The organism is Fibrella aquatica (genome assembly GCF_041321135.1).
In the GTDB taxonomy this organism is placed as follows: domain Bacteria; phylum Bacteroidota; class Bacteroidia; order Cytophagales; family Spirosomataceae; genus Fibrella; species Fibrella aquatica.
This window is the reverse complement of sequence record NZ_JBGGWF010000003.1, coordinates 61,573-78,809: the sequence shown is the minus strand read 5'-3', so window position 1 is coordinate 78,809 and position 17,237 is coordinate 61,573. Positions and strand designations below refer to the sequence as shown.

The 17,237-nt window shown below is 50.5% G+C and carries 16 protein-coding genes; 6 read left to right on the top strand and 10 right to left on the bottom strand.

Annotated elements, in window-relative coordinates; genetic code table 11:
- Positions 1 to 77: 77 nt before the first annotated feature.
- Complete coding sequence (locus ACAW87_RS08245; protein WP_370722898.1) at positions 78 to 1,550, bottom strand: MFS transporter; 1,473 nt, start codon at positions 1,548 to 1,550, stop codon at positions 78 to 80.
- 103 nt (positions 1,551 to 1,653) lie between these two features.
- Positions 1,654 to 1,932: a hypothetical protein gene (locus ACAW87_RS08240; protein WP_370722897.1), complete on the bottom strand. Its 279-nt coding sequence runs from the start codon at positions 1,930 to 1,932 to the stop codon at positions 1,654 to 1,656.
- Positions 1,933 to 2,076: 144 nt separating this feature from the next.
- Between ACAW87_RS08240 and ACAW87_RS08235 the strand changes: the two genes are divergently transcribed.
- Both ACAW87_RS08235 and ACAW87_RS08230 read left to right on the top strand, forming a co-directional pair.
- A complete protein-coding gene (locus ACAW87_RS08235) occupies positions 2,077 to 2,550 on the top strand; it encodes a GAF domain-containing protein (RefSeq protein ID WP_370722896.1) in 474 nt (157 codons plus the stop codon).
- Between the two features lie 182 nt (positions 2,551 to 2,732).
- Positions 2,733 to 3,968: a cysteine desulfurase family protein gene (locus tag ACAW87_RS08230; protein ID WP_370722895.1), complete on the top strand. Its 1,236-nt coding sequence runs from the start codon at positions 2,733 to 2,735 to the stop codon at positions 3,966 to 3,968.
- Here ACAW87_RS08230 and ACAW87_RS08225 read toward each other — a convergent pair whose 3' ends face one another.
- From ACAW87_RS08225 to ACAW87_RS08215, 3 genes are all read right to left on the bottom strand, one after another.
- Entirely contained in the window at positions 3,969 to 4,388 is a 420-nt protein-coding gene (locus ACAW87_RS08225) for a PIN domain-containing protein (protein ID WP_370722894.1), read from the bottom strand.
- On the bottom strand, positions 4,388 to 4,657 hold the full coding sequence (locus tag ACAW87_RS08220) for a hypothetical protein (RefSeq protein ID WP_370722893.1): 270 nt from the start codon (positions 4,655 to 4,657) through the stop codon (positions 4,388 to 4,390). The genes ACAW87_RS08225 and ACAW87_RS08220 overlap by 1 nt, the downstream gene beginning before the upstream one ends.
- 300 nt (positions 4,658 to 4,957) lie before the next feature.
- On the bottom strand, positions 4,958 to 5,191 hold the full coding sequence (locus ACAW87_RS08215; RefSeq protein ID WP_370722892.1) for a hypothetical protein: 234 nt from the start codon (positions 5,189 to 5,191) through the stop codon (positions 4,958 to 4,960).
- Positions 5,192 to 5,641: 450 nt separating this feature from the next.
- Here ACAW87_RS08215 and ACAW87_RS08210 point away from each other — a divergent pair, with 450 nt between their 5' ends.
- Genes ACAW87_RS08210 through ACAW87_RS08200 form a run of 3 tightly spaced genes read left to right on the top strand, consistent with a single transcriptional unit; the run spans position 5,642 to position 8,332 of the window.
- Complete coding sequence (locus ACAW87_RS08210; protein ID WP_370722891.1) at positions 5,642 to 5,989, top strand: HigA family addiction module antitoxin; 348 nt, start codon at positions 5,642 to 5,644, stop codon at positions 5,987 to 5,989.
- Positions 5,990 to 6,037: 48 nt separating this feature from the next.
- Entirely contained in the window at positions 6,038 to 7,240 is a 1,203-nt protein-coding gene (locus ACAW87_RS08205) for a GmrSD restriction endonuclease domain-containing protein (RefSeq protein ID WP_370722890.1), read from the top strand.
- Between the two features lie 12 nt (positions 7,241 to 7,252).
- Complete coding sequence (locus tag ACAW87_RS08200) at positions 7,253 to 8,332, top strand: MAE_28990/MAE_18760 family HEPN-like nuclease (RefSeq protein ID WP_370722889.1); 1,080 nt, start codon at positions 7,253 to 7,255, stop codon at positions 8,330 to 8,332.
- Positions 8,333 to 8,496: 164 nt separating this feature from the next.
- Here the strand turns inward: ACAW87_RS08200 and ACAW87_RS08195 are convergent, their stop codons facing one another.
- The 5 genes from ACAW87_RS08195 to ACAW87_RS08175 all read right to left on the bottom strand — a co-directional run bounded on the left by ACAW87_RS08195 (position 8,497) and on the right by ACAW87_RS08175 (position 15,908).
- Complete coding sequence (locus ACAW87_RS08195; protein WP_370722888.1) at positions 8,497 to 9,522, bottom strand: HNH endonuclease; 1,026 nt, start codon at positions 9,520 to 9,522, stop codon at positions 8,497 to 8,499.
- Positions 9,523 to 9,827: 305 nt separating this feature from the next.
- The gene (locus ACAW87_RS08190; RefSeq protein ID WP_370722887.1) at positions 9,828 to 11,534 is read right to left on the bottom strand and encodes a hypothetical protein; all 1,707 of its coding nucleotides are present in this window, start codon (positions 11,532 to 11,534) and stop codon (positions 9,828 to 9,830) included.
- Positions 11,535 to 11,560: 26 nt separating this feature from the next.
- Positions 11,561 to 13,825 carry a hypothetical protein gene (locus ACAW87_RS08185; protein ID WP_370722886.1) on the bottom strand — a complete coding sequence of 755 codons (2,265 nt, stop codon included), beginning with the start codon at positions 13,823 to 13,825 and terminating at the stop codon, positions 11,561 to 11,563.
- Positions 13,826 to 13,854: 29 nt separating this feature from the next.
- On the bottom strand, positions 13,855 to 15,051 hold the full coding sequence (locus tag ACAW87_RS08180; protein ID WP_370722885.1) for a BatA domain-containing protein: 1,197 nt from the start codon (positions 15,049 to 15,051) through the stop codon (positions 13,855 to 13,857).
- A 5-nt stretch (positions 15,052 to 15,056) separates the two neighbouring features.
- Positions 15,057 to 15,908, bottom strand: a complete 852-nt coding sequence (locus tag ACAW87_RS08175) for a DUF58 domain-containing protein (protein ID WP_370722884.1) — start codon at positions 15,906 to 15,908, stop codon at positions 15,057 to 15,059.
- A gap of 281 nt (positions 15,909 to 16,189) precedes the next feature.
- On the opposite strand from ACAW87_RS08175, the gene ACAW87_RS08170 reads away from it, so the two are divergent.
- Positions 16,190 to 17,230: an endonuclease/exonuclease/phosphatase family protein gene (locus tag ACAW87_RS08170; RefSeq protein ID WP_370722883.1), complete on the top strand. Its 1,041-nt coding sequence runs from the start codon at positions 16,190 to 16,192 to the stop codon at positions 17,228 to 17,230.
- Positions 17,231 to 17,237: the final 7 nt, after the last annotated feature.

Below are 17,237 nucleotides of genomic sequence, written 5' to 3'. Positions count from 1 at the left end.
AAGGGGGCTAATGCGCTGCTTTTTGCCAACGCGGAGCTTTAGCCCCCTTCAGGGGGTTGGTGGTAAACCCGAGCCAACTACGCCGCTAGTGTCGATACGCCTTCGCCGGGTACGTCGGTCGCTTCGGGGGTACAGACGGCTTTTCCACGCGAAAAGGAAATGGCTGCGGCCGTCAGCATAAGGCCGGTCATGACCCAATACACGAACCGCATTCCGGTCAGTTGCGCCATCGGGCTCGACGGATCAACACTGTATGTTTGGGCGTAGTAGTTCCGAACGCTATACCAGACCGCCGCCGACAAGGCGATGCCAACCACCAGACCCATGTTGCGCATAAACGCAATAACGCTACTGGCCACCCCGCGCAGAGCTACCGGCGACGCGTTGAGGGCGCTGCTACTGTTGGGCGACTGGAACAAGGCAAACCCCATGCTGACCAGCGCACTCCGCCAAACCACATTCTGCCAACTCCAGGCAGTATCCAGAAATGAGAACGAAAAGTAGCCCGCCGCCGCCAGCACCAGTCCCGTACTGGCCAGCCAGCGCGTACTGACCCGACTCGACAGATACCCGCCAATCGGGGCCACAATGCTCAGCGTGAGCGGACCAGCCAGCAAGACCAGACCGGCGGTTTGGGGTGTGAAGCCCAGCAGTTGTTGCAGGAAGAAGGGAATGATAAACAGGTTCCCGCCCGACGCTATAAAGCCGAGCCAGGCCGCTACGATAGCCGTTGTGTAGGGCCGAATCTTGAACAAACCCAGATTCAACATCGGCGACGGCGTGCGGCCTTCCCAATAAAAAAACAGGCCCAGCAACACAAAACCGGTACCCAGTAACCCCAGCACCAGCGGATGCCGCCAGCCGTATTCGGCTTCGGGGCCAAAATCGAGGCCAGTCAGCAAGGTAGTAACGCCCACCAGAAACAGCCCCGCCCCAACCAGATCAAAGGGTTGGCGCGGCAGTTTCGGGCTCCGGGGCAACACCACCGACGCCCGCCAAATGGCGATGAGGCCGATAGGTACGTTCACAAAGAAGATGCTCGACCAGCCGTACGACCCCAACAGCAATCCGCCTACTACGGGGCCCGTACTGGCACCTGCCGCCACCACAGCCCCCATCAGGCCCAACGCCTGCCCACGCTCTTTGGGCGTAAACGTGTCGGAAATGATGGCGGGGGCAATGGCGAAAATCATGGATGCGCCCAGGCCTTGAACAATCCGAAAACCCACCAGTGATAGTACGCTCCAGGATAAGCCACACAACAGCGAACCCAGCACGAAGATGGCAAAGCCCGTAATGTACATCGGTCGACGCCCCAGCCAGTCAGACAGTTTGCCCATGATGAGCAACGTACTGGTGGTGGTAAGCAGATAGCTGAGCACCACCCATTCCACGCTGTCGCCCGCATTGAGTTCACGCCGGATGGTGGGCAGGGCAATGTTGACAATGCTGCTGTCGAGCGTGGCCATGAAGGTACCGAAAGCGAGCGTAGCCAACACCAGCCATTTATTAGGCGTTGCGGGGGGAGAGATTGTTATGTCGGATAACACAGGTCGATTGGATTGACTAAAAGGCACTTTCGTAACCGCCCAGTCTGCCCTGTTGTTTGGGTTGTTATCAACGGGTACTATCTGCACATTGCACTGCCCGCCACTACTTTTTCTCTTCGGTTGCCTGGATGGCATTAAAGTCCCACTTATCCCACTTAACTCTGAAAAGACTATTGGGAGAAGTCAGAAATTTTCCGGTTTTGGTATCAAGGATAATTGTTCCCTGCACACCGGTTACGGCCTGATACCGGTAGTTCTGGCTCAGCGGCTCCTGTTCTTGCTTGTCAGACGGCTTGAAATTGGCCAGCATAAGCACCCCACCGGCCAGCAGGCCACCTAGGATAACGGATTTGAGATCAATAGAAAACGTGAGTGGTTTCATAATCATGCGTTGGTTTGGTTCGCATTAGAGACACAACGTACCTGGTTATGGTTTAAAACGAATCAAGCCAAATGATCCTGTTTTACCTTTGATGGCCCGAACGTACCTGGACTATCCAACACACGGCAAAAAAAGCCCTTACCAATGACAACGACCGATATAAAACCCCTGCTTGACCTGGTTAGCCCAGCTAGTTCTTCGTCTAAACCAGACTGGAATGAACTACTAACTCAAACCCTTGCCACCTTCGACTGCACCGCCGGCACACTTCATCGCCTTGATCCCACAACGGGGTTGCTGACTCTGGTGGCCTACGCCGGTATGCCGGCCTTTCTGTTGCCTAAAATCAGCCTGATTCCGATTGGTAAAGGCATGGCCGGTATTGCCGCCGAACGCCGCGAAGCCGTTCAACTCTGTAACCTGCAAACCGACGAATCGGGTGTGGCCCGCCCCGCCGCCCGCGATACGAAAGTAGAGGGGTCTATTGCCGTACCCCTGCTACTCGATGGCGAATTGCACGGCACCCTGGGTATTGCCAAACCCGTCCCCTACGATTTTACCGACGACGAAGTAGCCGCTCTGATGCAGCTTGGCGAAGCCATTAGCCGCGTGTTGTAGGTGAACCAGCCTATTTACGCTGATGCAACTGCTCAAAATCAAGCGGCTCCCAGGTTGGTAAACCCATGTTAGGGCGTTCGAGAAGGAAACGGCCCGTTTTGGTATCCATGATGATGGTTCGCTTTTCCGTGTTAGTTTGTCCCGCTATGACAACGTACCCGGCAATGTGTTTAAATTAGAGTATGATTTACCTGGATAACAACGCCACCACCCGCCTCGACCCGCGCGTTCTGGAAACGATGATGCCGTTCCTGACCGATAACTTTGCCAACGCGGCCAGCACGCACCCGTTTGGCGTAAGCGCCAGCGAAGCGGTGAAAAAGGCCCGGCAACAAGTGGCCGATCTGTTACAATGCGACCCGCACGAACTCGTCTTTACGTCTGGTGCCACCGAGGCCATTAATCTGGCCATTAAAGGCGTAGCCGAGATTCAGGGCGACAGTAAACGACACATTATCACCGTCCAGACCGAGCACAAGGCTGTTCTCGACGTATGCCAATACCTGGAAACACGTGGGTATGACATAACGTACCTGCCCGTTCAACCAGCCCGGAACGCCGGCGCGGGGCTACTGGACTTAGCCGACCTGAAAGCGGCACTTCGGCCCGATACACTGCTGGTGGCCGTGATGTGGGTAAACAACGAAACGGGCGTCATTCAACCCATCGCCGATATTGCCCGATTAGCCCACGAAGCTGGTGCCCTGTTCATGACCGATGCTACACAGGCCGTTGGTAAACTACCCATCGACGTGAATATGACCGGCCAACCCGGCGCGGCCATTGATTTACTAACTTTCTCAGCTCATAAATTCTACGGCCCCAAAGGCGTTGGCGGCCTATACGTGCGTCAGCATAGCGTAGGTACATCGCAACCCCGCAAGGTAAAACTGGAAGCCCTGCTACACGGCGGCGGTCACGAGCGCGGCCTGCGTAGCGGCACCCTGAACGTACCCGGCATTGTAGGCATGGGCAAAGCCGCCGAATTAGCCCGTATCGTTGTAGAGCCGCAAAATCTTGCGGCTCCCTCGCGTCAGCAACACCCCGCCCAATCCGAATCGCACCGCATTGGCCAGTTACGTGACCAACTGGAAGCCGCTTTGCTGACCATTCCAGGTACGTCGGTCAACGGCAACCGGGAACATCGCCTTTACAACACAACCAATATCCGGTTCGAAAACTGCGATTCCGACGCGCTCATTATGGGGCTGGAAGGCATCGCTGTCTCCAACGGTTCGGCCTGCACTGCCGCCAGCATTGACCCCTCGCATGTGTTACTGGCAATGGGCCTCGATGAACAGGAAGCGTTCTCTTGCCTGCGCCTCAGCCTCGGCCGCTTCAACACCGAAGCCGACGTTACCGCCACAGTTGCGGCGGTGAAGGGTGTTGTGGAAGAGCTACGGGCTTTGGTGGGTTAGTTATTTCCCCGGTAACACAGTAATTTTTAACTTAGTATGGTGCCGTATAAGATTAAATTCTGACCCGTTGAACGTAATTAGTTCATCACAGTATTGTTCGGCAATTGCGGTGTGTAAACAGTCGCTGGTATGGTGGAAGCTTACTTTATAGGCGATTTGTACGGCTCGTTTCAGGTGATCTATAGCAACACTTACCGGATCAAAGGCATATAAACCTGACAGATGTTCTGTGATTGTATCGCGGTCTTCACCACATTTGGCAAGCGCAAAACCAAGTTCGTTTAGCGACAATGTAGAAATAAAAAACAGGCCCCTATCGGTGACCTGTTCCATTACTTCCTGCGCTATCGGGTGAAGGTGCGGTGCTTTCTTCTGAACGATAAAGAAGTTGACCAACACATCGGTGTCTATGTAAATCATCAATGATTACCTTGCCAGTACATGTCATCAATAAGTCTGTTGATGTCAATCTCGGCGGCTATAGTTTTGGGTGGGTACTTTTTTTGAGACTCCCGCAAGCGATTGAGTATGGCGCGTTGGTTAACAGCACGTTGCTCGTCAACGGATACTACTTTTTCAGGTCCACTAGCCTGTATCGTGATGGTACCGTCATTGGCAAAACGGCTCTTCAACTGTTCCAGCCATTCGGGCGTTAACTCCTCCGGTTTCAAGACAAATGTCGCTTCCATGTTGCTGTGTGCTTACTGACAGCAAGATAACGAAAATCGCACCTACTTTGTGCAACGTACCTGACCTAGCTCTGTGTCCCATCGGGACACAACAGCGTAGCGGCGGTAGCAAAGCCCAATCACCACAGCCGCCAACGTGCCGTAGGTACGTTACCAGACAGACGGGGAAATACCATCAGCTAGCCAATTTCAAACCCTTCCGCATTGAACACGGCAATGTCGTTTGGGGCCAGGATTGGGATTTGATCTTCCCCGTTTCACAACTGTATCAGGGGTACGTAGCACCGGCGGTTTATTGAGTTAAACGCTCGGAAATCGCCGGTAAAAGTCCGTAAACTCGTTTTCTAGGTGTTGCTGCTGGCGAGCATCCAAACCACTTAATTCCTGCTGAATGCTATGTACGTCGTAGGGTTGATGCTCGACCACCCGACGACGGAGAAACAAGACAAAATCAGCCACCTCGCTAAGATACTGTTGAGGCAATCCTTTGATACCCTCCACAATCAGTTGCTCAAAATTGGGGGCTGTGTTCATTGCGCTGTTCGGTTAGCTGTCAGCAAGATATCGAAAACCGTACCTACTTTGTGCAACGTACCTGACGCGACTTGCTGTCGCATCGGGACACAACAGCGTAGCGTCGGTAGCAAAGGCATTACCCACGCCCCACCCACAGCGTGCCGTCAGGTACGCCACAGCACAGCGTCGGTAGCAACCAGCATCACCCCGTCCATCTCTGGCGTGCCGTAGGTACGCGACAATGACCCGGAGGTTGCGTACCTACGGCACGCCGGGAAACGCCACAACCAATCCCCATTTCTACTGACGCTGATGCTGTTTTGTCCCGATGGGGCAATGGGTCAGTGCGGGGTTACGTCTTTTGAGTATGAGATTGCCCACGACCGTTCAAACAAAATTTACATTTTGTATCCACAAACGATTTTAATGTGAATTATTTCCCCTAGTATTGAGTACGCAAAACAGATCATGGCTTTATTTGACCCAGCCTGCCCCGGCGAGTTGATCCGCGAAACCCTTGAAGGCATCTTTGAGGAAACCAGCAAAAAGCTAACTGTTGCCGAAGTTGCAGCGGGTATCGGTACAACGCGCAAAACATTGTCTGCCATACTTAATGGCAAGCAGAGCGTTTCGCCTGAAATGGCTATTCGCTTAGGCACTGCGTTTGCTAATACGTCGCCCGAATTTTGGCTAACGGTGCAGGAGAATTATGATCTTGCGCAATCGCGGCAAAAGGTTGATACAAGCATGGTTACGGTATTTTGGAAGCCACCTACCCTTCCCCCAAAATTGAATCCTTCCCAATTCACTCAATAGCACCCTGCAGAATAGAATAAAATACTCAGATCATTTAGAGAGACCATTATGACTACAGAAATCATTAAAGCAAAACATATTGAAGGTGAAACCTTTCAAATAACGAGTGATATTAATAAAAATATACAGAGAATTTCTGATGATGAAATTAACGATAAATACAAAAGAGGTGAAATAAGAATTGTAACTGAGCAAGCACGCTATCCGCTAGTTAGTATTGAGGGCTTACTTGATAGCGGAAAATATGACAGAAACCCTGAATATCAGCGTAGAAAACGTTGGGATACTATAAAAAAATCAAGGTTAATAGAGTCATTTATAATGAATGTACCAATACCACCAATTTTTTTATACGAAGCTGAATTTGGTTCATATGAAGTGATGGATGGTTTACAGAGGCTTACGTCCATTTATGATTTTTATAAAAATAAATTCAGATTAGATGGCTTACAGTACTGGGATGAATTGAACGGTCGATTGTATAGTGAGTTACCAAACCAAGTCAGAGCTGGTATTGACAGGAGGTATCTATCATCAATTATTCTACTTCAAGAGACAGCCAAGAGTAAGCAAGAGGCTGAATTTTTAAAGCAGATAGTCTTTGAGAGATTAAATAGTGGAGGAGAGTTGTTGACTCCGCAAGAGACAAGGAATGCCTTATATAATGGCAAATTTAACCAACTATGTATTCGCTTATCTAAAAATGACCTATTCAGGAAAATGTGGAAAATGCCTTTGGAAAAGCAAGGAGAGGAAATATTGCTTCAGAACGTTTCATATAGAAAGATGGAAGATGTTGAACTCGTCCTACGCTTTTTTGCATATAGACATCTTGAAGGGCTGAAAGAATACACAGTTGAGAAGTTTCTTGATGAATTTTTGAAGCAAGCTAATTTATATTCAGATACAACACTAAAAGGTTTAGAGAAGCTTTTTAATGATACAGTTGACCTTCTTTACTCTGTGTTTAAAGAGCGCGCATTTTTACTGCCTACAAAAAAATTAAGATATAAATCTCCTAGTAAAACAACTTACGACCCTATCATGCAGGCATTCGCCATGAATTTGGTACATGGAGACAAAATAATTCAACGAGCAAATGATATAAGAGAGTTAATATACACTGATAAAGACGCGCTAAGTGTCGAGGGAAACAGCGAAAAACACATATTCGATGGTAGATATAGCGATCGAAGAGATGTTCAAGCAAGAATTAACTTCTATAATAAATTTCTTTCGCAATTTATTTAGTACTGTCTGCACATGTATAGTACTTCTATAGAAGATTTCAGAGTTGAAATAAATCAGATACGCGAATATCTAAAACATGTTGAGTACACTAACGCTGTGATTGGAGATGCTATAAGTAGCAGTCAGGCCGTGAACGTATTTCAAAGCCTGCAAATTTTGATAGATCACGATAACAGCTTTAAAACAGATAGGCGAATTTTTGAGTATAAAGCCATCGTCATTTCTTTGTATGGGATTCTTGAAAAGTATATTGAGATTTGGGTAAAAGACTTTCTGACTTATTTATCTACGGTAGTATTAAGTTACGATGAAATAAGCGACGTAATAAGAGCGAACCACTTTGATCTATCAATTAAGTTAATATCTTCAATAACTTCACGTGACTTTGCCAAATTTCAACATTTAGACAAAGAAACAGTATTAAAAAATTTGAATCAGTGTTTGCAGAATAAGAAAAATTTCAGCTTTAACAGCGATGCGTTTATATTATCGTCGGGTAATCTAAAACATGTAAAGGTTGTCGAGCTTATTAAGGGAATCAACATTAATATAAACGATAAACTAATTAAAGATATAGAGTTAACAACATATTTGAAAGCTTATTTGCAAGTAGCAAATTTGTCTGACTTGGGGCCAGAAACTTTATATGCAGTCATTAATGACTTAGTTGACAAGCGAAACAAAATTGCACATGGGTCAGAAGTTGTAAATGATATTCTGAGCCTTTCAATACTAATAGATTATATAGACTTTGTTTCAGAATACTGTAATGCTATTTTTAGAAGCCTTGACGAAGAAATAATAAAAATTGAGTCTACTACTCGTTATGATGAAGTCGCTGCGGAGAAAGTGGTAAACGTTTTTGATAAGTCTATACTCGCACTGGAATTAGAGAATTACACAATAAATATTAATGATACTATCATTGTAAAAACATCCGAAAATCGGTATTTCAAAAGAAAGATTTTAGAACTGCAACTTGATAGCGTACAACGTAGAAGGATTAGAGTAACAACGTCTTTAAAAATTGCTATCAAGGTAGAACCAAGAATTAAAGTTAATCAAACATTCTTTATTGTTAAACGGCGCTGAGTAAATCGTTATCACAGCGCAACACACGTGACGATTCCATAACAGCGATCTTGTCACAAAGTAAGGCCTCATCATCAATCTGCTGCATCACTTTCAGCATTCGTGAACCGGCAATGGCAAACGGAATCTTTCAAACGAATCTCGGAAGTCGTTTTGAAGTAGATTTAGGGCTTAAACGTATGCTTTCTATGCCAAGCAAAATTTTCAACCGATGGTTGAAAACGTGACTCATTAGGCAGAAAAATAGATACACCAGCCAGTCGTTTTATAGAATAAATTGTGTTAGTACTCTCCACAAATCGATCACTAACAATTACTTGTAGATTATCATCTACTGCGATCAAACCACGATCAAACGCACGGTGTAAATTTGGACACAGCGCGATGCCGTTTGTGATTGTATCGTTGTAACTCTTGCTAAATGGAACGATGTGGCAGGCATCAATCATTGACACATTGATCGTAGCGTCAACTTTTAGCCCTGATAAACAGCACGTATAATTATAATATTTTGGCACATCTCGTTTAAAAGCACCACTCCGAATATAGATCTCTTGTTGAAATAACTCTCGCTGCTTATTATCAGCAGACATACGTTCTTTTAACTGACGAATGTTAGCGATGTAAGCGGCAGGATCTTCGTTTACGATTTCGTTACTGATTTGATCAAAATATTCTCCAGCAGTTTTTAAATCAACTCCAGCTCCATCAGGAAAATACTTTTGTAGAATAGCTTTTCGCAGGCTTTCTCTGTTCTCTTTTATAGTCAGAATTACAGCTAGTTCTAAGTCAATTTCAGCGTAATCGACAGCATTCGACAAGTTGCGAAATGAATGCATGGAACCAGCATTCTCAATCCATATTTCACAACCAGGGTTGGGTATCAGACGCCACCACCTTACTTCCTTCTTATTTATCTTACTTTTAATATGGTAAAATGGCTGTGCAATTAATGGATGATAACTGCCGTAATTAACCAATAATGACCAGTTTGTAGTAAAAATGTCTACAAGCTCTGGCGTCAAGTATATTTTCTCATCGGTACACAAACGACGTTCAAACGCTTGTATCAAGCTTAGTGCTAAGATTGGCTGATGTGGTGCTACAAAGCCATTTTTCGCTAGGCCCGCCGTATCTACTTTAAAATTCTGGAATAGTTCTATGTAGTAATCTAGCGACTTTTCAAGCATGAACGGTATCATTTATACGTTGCACTACAAAGTGGTCTAATCCGAAAGTAGGATAATACGCCGAAAAAATAAACCTGTACGGCGGACGTATCTTACAAAGATGGCAGATATATAGCGAACGGAGACTGTACGTTGCCAGCCTTTCGACACCGAACAAACCTGTTTTGGTTAAACTACGTGAAGATCAGTTGCCAATGACCAGAAAAAAGGCAATGAAAAATATATCTAAGTCTATGTCTAAATACTATTTGGGGACAAAAACAAAAGCCCTGCCAATCAAGATCTGGAAGTTAAATTGGAAGAGTCTAGCCCAGTTTCGGCTCGACCCAAACCGCCGTTAAAAGCAACGCCACTATAATCAGCCATCCCCAGCCAGGGATGGCTTTTTCGATGGTGCGGGCCGTGGCAGCAACGGTCTGGTTTGGTACCGAATCGAAACGGCGGTGGGCACGTACCCAGCGGGCTAGCTCTTCACGCTGCATGACGGCGGCTATACCGGCACTATTAGGCGAATCGGCCGGTACAGCCCGCCACGCTTCAGCAGGGTTACCGTACGCATAAACAGCCAGCGTGTCCTGCACCGGCAACCAGCCCGACGTAGCAAAACGGCCCAGCGCATTATACGACCGCGTATTCACGGGGGCGGGCTGCACCATCAATGTATCGCTGCCGACACGAAGCCGGGTCGGTGTGGCAGTCGGATTGTTGATTGTAAAATGCGCCGGTTGATTTACCAGCACGGGAGCGTCGACCTGCACATTGTTCTGAGCCACCAACCGCAACGGCGCCAGCACCGAAAGCCAGAGCCGGGCGTAGGCAGTTGTATCGCCGCTGAGGCGCATCGGAAACGTTTCAGCTAATAGGCTCACCGCTACCCGGCCATTGACAGGCTGTACCAACACCGGGTAACCCGCCACGGGCACTGTACCCGACAGGGGCTGAAACCGGAAGGGCAACGCGGTCAGGTCGGAACTAAGCCGAATGGTGTCTTTTCCGGGAATCCGACGTACCTGAAAACTCGTCCGTAACGCGCGGTTTATGGCGGGGACTTCCACATCGGGCCGGCTCAGGTTCAGCACGAGTACGCTCTTACCAGACAGAAGCGCCTTGTTCACCAGGGCATTCCCTACGTTGGCCGGGTCAGTCACTATCAGATCGGGCAAGGCACCGGAAGTTGGTTTGTTGATGGTCAGTTCGCTACCAATGCCCGTCGACAGTCGGTTGGTCAGTTCCACCGTGTTTCTCTGTTGACCCAGCCAATCGGCCAGAGCGCGGGTTTCAAAATCGGGCGCATCGAGCACAAACCGGACGCGCAGCTTACTGGCGGGGCGAGCCACGAAGCGTATGGTGTCGAGCACCGTTTTATCGAGCCATAACGTAAGTTGGGTACGTCCCTGCGCAAAGGCGAAGTACGACAGGTTGAACGATTGGCTGTCGGCCGTCAGTTGGGTGCTATCTACCGTTTTTTGGCCAAATCGGAGGCGAAGCATTCCCCCTTCCGGCGTGTTTATTTTGCCCGTCACCGTTTGTTGCTCACCCTGCCCAACAAAGCCTTTCCAGCGCAGTTGCTGCAACTGGCCAGGTACGTTATAGGGACTCCAGTTTATCACCTGCCGCGATAACCGGGCTAGCTCGGTACCCGAAAAATCCTGCCCCAGCAACCACACATGATCAACCGGCGGGGTTGTTTTCATTGCCCGAAAAGCACTCGCCGTCAGTACCGTTTCAATACCCAGACTAGCCGCCGTTGACCGCACGTAATCGGCAGGTACGTTGTCGGCGGCCAGTAACAGTTTACCAGATGGAAGCGTTTGCAGCCAGCGCGGTTGAAGCCACAGCCCCACCACCGACAGCCATAACAGGCTATGCAACACCAGACGCACCGTTTTTCGACCTGTACTAACACCCGCCTTCCGGCTAATGAGCCAGAACGGCATAACAAGCAAGGCGAGTAAAAGCAGGGCCAGTAACCAGGTGTCGGGTGCGTTCCAGTCGAGGGGAGAAATAGTCATTGATGGGGATGTTATTCTGTCTGGCGTCACTTCAGGCTACGCCGAAACGCCTCTTCCAGCCGTTTGTCGGCCAGGTGGGTGGGGCGGCTCGCCGCAGTGGCAGCAGGGGCAAACAAGGCTAGTTTTGTTTGTAATTGCACAATGGCCGACGGTGATAAGCGCTGCCCCGATGCCAGCCGTTGCAAATCGGTTAGTACCGACCAGTTGGGCATACCACTTCGGAGTAACGGGCCACTCAGCGCGGCACTCAACCGGGTAATGGTTTGCCGTTGGGCCATCGACAGCTTAGGTAAATCGATCAGCCCCAGCACCTCGGCCACAAGCGTTGCCACCGGTACGTCGGCATAATTCCGAACAAACTGATGTTTCTCGGGAGCATCGCCCAGTTCACCGGTTAGGCGCGTCTCTTTTTCTTTCAACGGAGGCGGGTCATACCCACTCTTTTTGGCATACGCGCGGGCTTTCTGTTGCGCAATTTTCAAGTATTCGAGGGCCTTCACTTCATACGGACGGGCTTTTTCGGGTTCATACAGCCGAAGCTGTAGTTCCGACTGCCACATCTGTTCGAGCGCCATTTTCAGCAAACTACGCGTCGATTGTTCATAGAAGGTGTTTACCTCGCCATTGTCGTGATTGTGCACATACTGCTCCATCAAGGCAGCCAACGGATCCTGTTCGCCGCCTCCTTTGGGTCCATGATCGCCATGATCGTGACCGGCTTCGACTTTGTTCGCCGCCTGTTGCTCGGCCTTCTCGGCCAGTTTGAACGCAAATGATTTGGGAGCGGCCTCGCCACTTTTGTCCTGCTCGGTGTCGTGCTTGTGCATGTACCCATCGAGCATATTGGCGTCGTTATCGGCCAGGGGTTTGCTGCCACCAATCTGATTCTCAAACTCTTCACCCATATATTGTCCGTAGCGGAGCCGAAGCACTTTCTGATCGAACCCAATTTCGTTCGATTCGGCGTTAAAGGCTTTGGGAGTCATCTTTTTGCGCCTGGCAATCAGTTTATCCGTGTCGATGATGATCTGCCGCTGACTCCGAAAATACTCGGGCATAATATTCACCGCCATCGTCGCCAGTTCGGCTTCTTCGTTGCGGGCAGTATCTTTAAACACCACGAAATAAGTGTCTGATTTGGTTAGTTGCGGCTCAGGCTGGCGGTTATCAATGGCGGCCCAATAGTAGTACAGCTCGTCGCCGGGGGCAAAACCCAGTTTCGCCAAATCGAGCGTATGCCCGGCCTGTGCCGTTTTAAACGGACCGTTCGACACCGGAAAGCGGCTTTCCCGAAACTTCACATTCTCGCCTGAACCCCGCGCCAGTGTGGCCACGATAAAGGCCTGCTGCACCCGAAAATCGTCAGAAATCTGAGCCGTGACGCGCACTTGCATGGGTTCACCCATCCGATGAAATCGATACAATTCCTTTGCCGTGGGTTTAATCACCGGCGGCACATCGGGACGGGCATCGAGCCGGTAAAAATCAGACTGATAGATGAGCGAATCCCGGTTGGCAGGTGTTTTCCAATAGGCTCGCAGCGCGTACAGACCTGAACTTAACAGCCGATCCTGATGCTGAAACCGGGCTTGCTGACGGGTAAACGGAATTTCTTCGCCCCGGCTATTCACCAGTTTCACCACCACCCGGTTCATCTCGCTCATCGTCACCTGCCACGTCAAGCCGGACCCAACGTAGGCCGTCACGTTCAGGTCAGCGCCGGTTCGGGTGGGCAACCCCGTGTAGGCAGGTGGTTGCACCGTAAGTTGCGCTGACCCAAATTTGGGAGGAAGCACCGGAACAGCACCCGTTGCGCGGCGGTTCACATCGGCCATTTGCGCAGCCTTTCCTGCTTTGTCAACGGTCTCGGGCCAATACTGAACCAGGGCAAAAGCCAGGCCTGAGGCGAGTGCCACCAGCAGATAAGGACGCAGGTTTTGAAACGCTACCACAGGGCGCGGCGTTTGGGCAGCCCGCTCGGCCAGACGTTCGAGTTGAAGCTGTTCGGCCAGATTCAACGACTCTTTGGTCAATAGCGGCAAACTGTATTCGGTCTGCCCCAAGGTTTTGTGCAACAACCCGATGGCAGCTTCACGTTTGGGAGCAAAAGCACCTACCTGCCAGCCTGCCAGTAACGTTACCGCTACCAACGTACCCAGCACCAGGCCAATACTGACCGGAAACAAGGCCACAAACAACGCCACCGACACGCCCACCAACAGGCTTTTCAGCCAGTCGTTAGTGTAAAGCTGGGTGGAGACTGAACCAATAAGTTGATGAAGTGACTGCATTATTCAGGAAGCTCAGTTCTACTCTTTATTCACGCCTGCCGTTGACTAGCCAGCCAACGCTCAGTAAGTAACAGCATTAAAAATACAAGCAGCAGACCGGTTTGCAGCCAGTGTACCGGATGGGTGGCGGCATTGTTGGCCTCGGCGGTCTGGTCGGTCACGAACAGCGAGGCTAATTGCCTTTGAGGCAACGAAACGGCTTCGTCGGCCACACCCAGATACGTAAGCAATTGCGTAGCCAGCCATTCGGGCAGTTGCCCGCTCGTCACCAGTTCGCTCGTTTCGGGCCGCAACGATTCAGGAACGTACCCAACGTTAGCCCTGTCTGAGTTACCCGATTGCCCTGTCAGCGTGTATAACGTACCTGGCTTCGGATCAGACACAGGGCGGTCGGTCAATTCCCAGGCGTAGGTAACGCCTGCAACGGGTTCATTATCTACGGTAAAATCAAGCCCATACACCGTAGTCAGTGCATTCAGGGCCGCCCGAACCGTGGTGCGTTCGTCGGCATTTCGGAACGCAAGCAGCACCCGCAGCGGAGCCGTCGCCGCTGTTTCGTTGGAAGCAGAGCCCGCCGCCACCACGGCCAATCGGTTATCGGGGCCGATCGTCAATCGTTTGTTCGCGGGAAGGGCAATAGCCCGGCGGGGTGTTTTTTGCAGGGGGCGTTCAATGGCATGCAACACGAAACCCGCAGGTACGTGAAGGCGTGGAGCCATTGCCCAGGCGGGGCTGTTGGTCAGGTACGTATGCAGTTGAACGGTAGGTTCGGCCAGTTCATTGATGGCCGTTTGCCATTGTAGCGAGTTAATGGGCGGCTGGTTGGGCAAGTCGGTCAGGGTGGTTAGCGGCGTCAGCGGCGTGGTGGCCCACATCAGCCGTTCCTGCTTCGTAAGCGCCTGCTCCAGTTCAAATCGATGCGCCTCAACCACCGCCTGACTAGGCTCGACCAGGTGTATTTTGGGACCAACCAGCACCTGATTATCGGGCTTCAGGAAAGGTCGGGCCAATAACAGGGCCAACGCAATCAGCAAGAGACAGCGCAACAGCAGCAGCAACAAGTTATCGAATCGGAAGCCACGTTTAGGCGGCTGATTGGGTGTTTCGAGCCACCGCAACATGACCCAGGGCATAGGCTGTGCCTGTTGCTGATGCCAGAAGTGCAGTGCAATTGGCACGGCAACCGCCAGCATACCCCAGAGAAGCGATGGATATTGAAAGAGCATAGCTATTATTTCATTAACAATTCCTGCATCACCAAGGCCGGCGGATCGGTGAGCAAAGCACGTACCCGGCTCAGATAAGGCAAATGCAATTGGTTCTCCAGCGTCTGAAAGTAAGCCGTTGCTGCCGTACGTACCTGTGCCTTCACGGCCTCGGCCTGCACATCAACCGTTTGCCCCGATTCAAGATCCTGAAACTGATAGAACCCCTTCAGATCAAACGTTACTTCCTGTTGCCCAAGTACCTGAACCAGTAACACTTGTCGGCGGGGCGTAGCGGCGGCCCGGAGCAGGGTGAGCCATTCGTTATTGAGTTGAAGCAGGTCAGACACCAGCACCAGCACTTCGGTCTGGTTGCGCCGTTGCCCCGGTAGTGTAGGCACCGAATCGCCCCAGCCGCCACCTGCTTTTACGCTTGCCAACGTACCCAGCACTTTCTGAAACGCCTGTTTGCCCGGCGGTACCAGGGGCTCTATAGCTCCGTTTTGCAACCCGTACAAACTGAGCTGATCGCCCTGTCGATTGGCAATGTAGGCGAGTGAGGCCAGCAAGACTTTGGCATAGTCGAGGCGACTGACAGCCCCTTCGGCGTAGTTCATCGATCCCGACAGATCAAGCAGCAAACGTACCTGATGGCTACTCTCGGTTTCCGACTCGCGCACCAGGTGTTTGTCTGTCTGGGCAAACCGTTTCCAGTCAATCCGTTTCGGGTCGTCACCGGGCCGGTAGTCGCGGTATTGGGCGAATTCTACGCCTACCCCGTTCCGGCGGCTCCGGTGTAGCCCAAGCGTCATTTCATCGCTGACGAGTTGCCCCACCAACGGAAGATTATTGAGCTTAACGAGTTCGAGCGCCGTCATTTTGCTGATGAAGCCTATAAGGCATAATACATAGCTAAAGCTACAAAGCAGCTACACTTACCAGGCATCGGTTTTGCCGTAGCCGGTAAAATTTATATAGATACGCGGTTATGTCCTACGAACGATAAACGAATGCCGCCCACTTTAAAAGATTCTTCTCCCTTAACAGAAGGTATGCAGTTATTTCCTTACCAGCTATCTCCCAGAAGGACGTGGCTTTGCATCTGACCATATCAGCATTTTACACACCTTTTTATTTACCAGACGATTCTATCCCCTCCATGCGCACTTTTACGTTTTTCCTGACGGCCCTCTGCCTGTTGGCGACTTTACTTACCGCTATACCCTCCGGCTACTGGTGGGTTCGTATCTTCGATTTCACGCGGCTTCAGGTGAGCATTTTGTGTCTGGTAGCCATAGGGCTCACGCTCTTTTTCAGGCCGCGCCACAACTGGATCCTCGCCGGTTTACTGCTGATCGCCTTTGTCTATCAAGCCAGTTTCGTCATCGACTACACGCCATTGACGCCCGTTCAGGCTCATGCTGCCAACCTGGGTCAGTCTGTAGGCCAGTTCAGAATACTGGTTTATAACATCCGCCAGGAAAATCGCCGGGAGGGGGCGTTTTTAGACTTAGTGCGTCAGACGAAGCCCGATTTACTGCTGGTCAACGAAACCGACGATTGGTGGGCCGAACAACTTAAGCCCTTACACAAGGATTTCCCTCACCGGGTGGGACGTCCGTTGGGCAACACCTACGGCATGATGCTGTATTCGAAGCTACCGCTGGTTGAGTCTCAGGTACGTTTCCTGGTCGAACAGGATATTCCCTCCATCTGGACGGCCGTCCGCTTACCTTCCGGGCATACCTTCGATCTATACTGTTTGCATCCGCCACCGCCCAAGCCGGGAACACGCTCGTATGAACGTGACGCTGAATTGCTGCTGGTTGGCCGGCATATTCGCCAGCAGGGACGCCCGGCACTGGTAACCGGCGACCTAAACGATGTGGGCTGGTCGCGCACCTCACGACTTTTTCAGCGCTACAGCGGGCTAGTTGATCCGCGCCGGGGCCGGGGACTGTACAATACCTACAGCACCCACATTCCGTTGTTCCGCTACCCGCTGGACCATATGTTTTACTCCAATGATTTTGGGCTGGTGCAACTGAAACGGTTGCCCGACATAGGCTCCGATCACTTTCCGATCCTAGTAGACCTCAGTTTTGAGCCCAAAGACTACCACACGCCCAACGTACCCCAGCCTCAGGAAGGCGACTCTAAGAAAGTGAGGGAAAAGTTGGAAGAGGGCCTAAGTCAGTAACAGACTA

Coding starts and splice junctions, on each gene's coding strand:
- ACAW87_RS08240 (WP_370722897.1), bottom strand. CDS start 1,932: ATGAAACCACTCACGTTTTCTATTGATCTCAAATCCGTTATCCTAGGT.
- ACAW87_RS08235 (WP_370722896.1), top strand. CDS start 2,077: ATGACAACGACCGATATAAAACCCCTGCTTGACCTGGTTAGCCCAGCT.
- ACAW87_RS08230 (WP_370722895.1), top strand. CDS start 2,733: ATGATTTACCTGGATAACAACGCCACCACCCGCCTCGACCCGCGCGTT.
- ACAW87_RS08225 (WP_370722894.1), bottom strand. CDS start 4,388: ATGATTTACATAGACACCGATGTGTTGGTCAACTTCTTTATCGTTCAG.
- ACAW87_RS08220 (WP_370722893.1), bottom strand. CDS start 4,657: ATGGAAGCGACATTTGTCTTGAAACCGGAGGAGTTAACGCCCGAATGG.
- ACAW87_RS08215 (WP_370722892.1), bottom strand. CDS start 5,191: ATGAACACAGCCCCCAATTTTGAGCAACTGATTGTGGAGGGTATCAAA.
- ACAW87_RS08210 (WP_370722891.1), top strand. CDS start 5,642: ATGGCTTTATTTGACCCAGCCTGCCCCGGCGAGTTGATCCGCGAAACC.
- ACAW87_RS08205 (WP_370722890.1), top strand. CDS start 6,038: ATGACTACAGAAATCATTAAAGCAAAACATATTGAAGGTGAAACCTTT.
- ACAW87_RS08200 (WP_370722889.1), top strand. CDS start 7,253: ATGTATAGTACTTCTATAGAAGATTTCAGAGTTGAAATAAATCAGATA.
- ACAW87_RS08195 (WP_370722888.1), bottom strand. CDS start 9,522: ATGCTTGAAAAGTCGCTAGATTACTACATAGAACTATTCCAGAATTTT.
- ACAW87_RS08190 (WP_370722887.1), bottom strand. CDS start 11,534: ATGACTATTTCTCCCCTCGACTGGAACGCACCCGACACCTGGTTACTG.
- ACAW87_RS08185 (WP_370722886.1), bottom strand. CDS start 13,825: ATGCAGTCACTTCATCAACTTATTGGTTCAGTCTCCACCCAGCTTTAC.
- ACAW87_RS08180 (WP_370722885.1), bottom strand. CDS start 15,051: ATGCTCTTTCAATATCCATCGCTTCTCTGGGGTATGCTGGCGGTTGCC.
- ACAW87_RS08175 (WP_370722884.1), bottom strand. CDS start 15,908: ATGACGGCGCTCGAACTCGTTAAGCTCAATAATCTTCCGTTGGTGGGG.
- ACAW87_RS08170 (WP_370722883.1), top strand. CDS start 16,190: ATGCGCACTTTTACGTTTTTCCTGACGGCCCTCTGCCTGTTGGCGACT.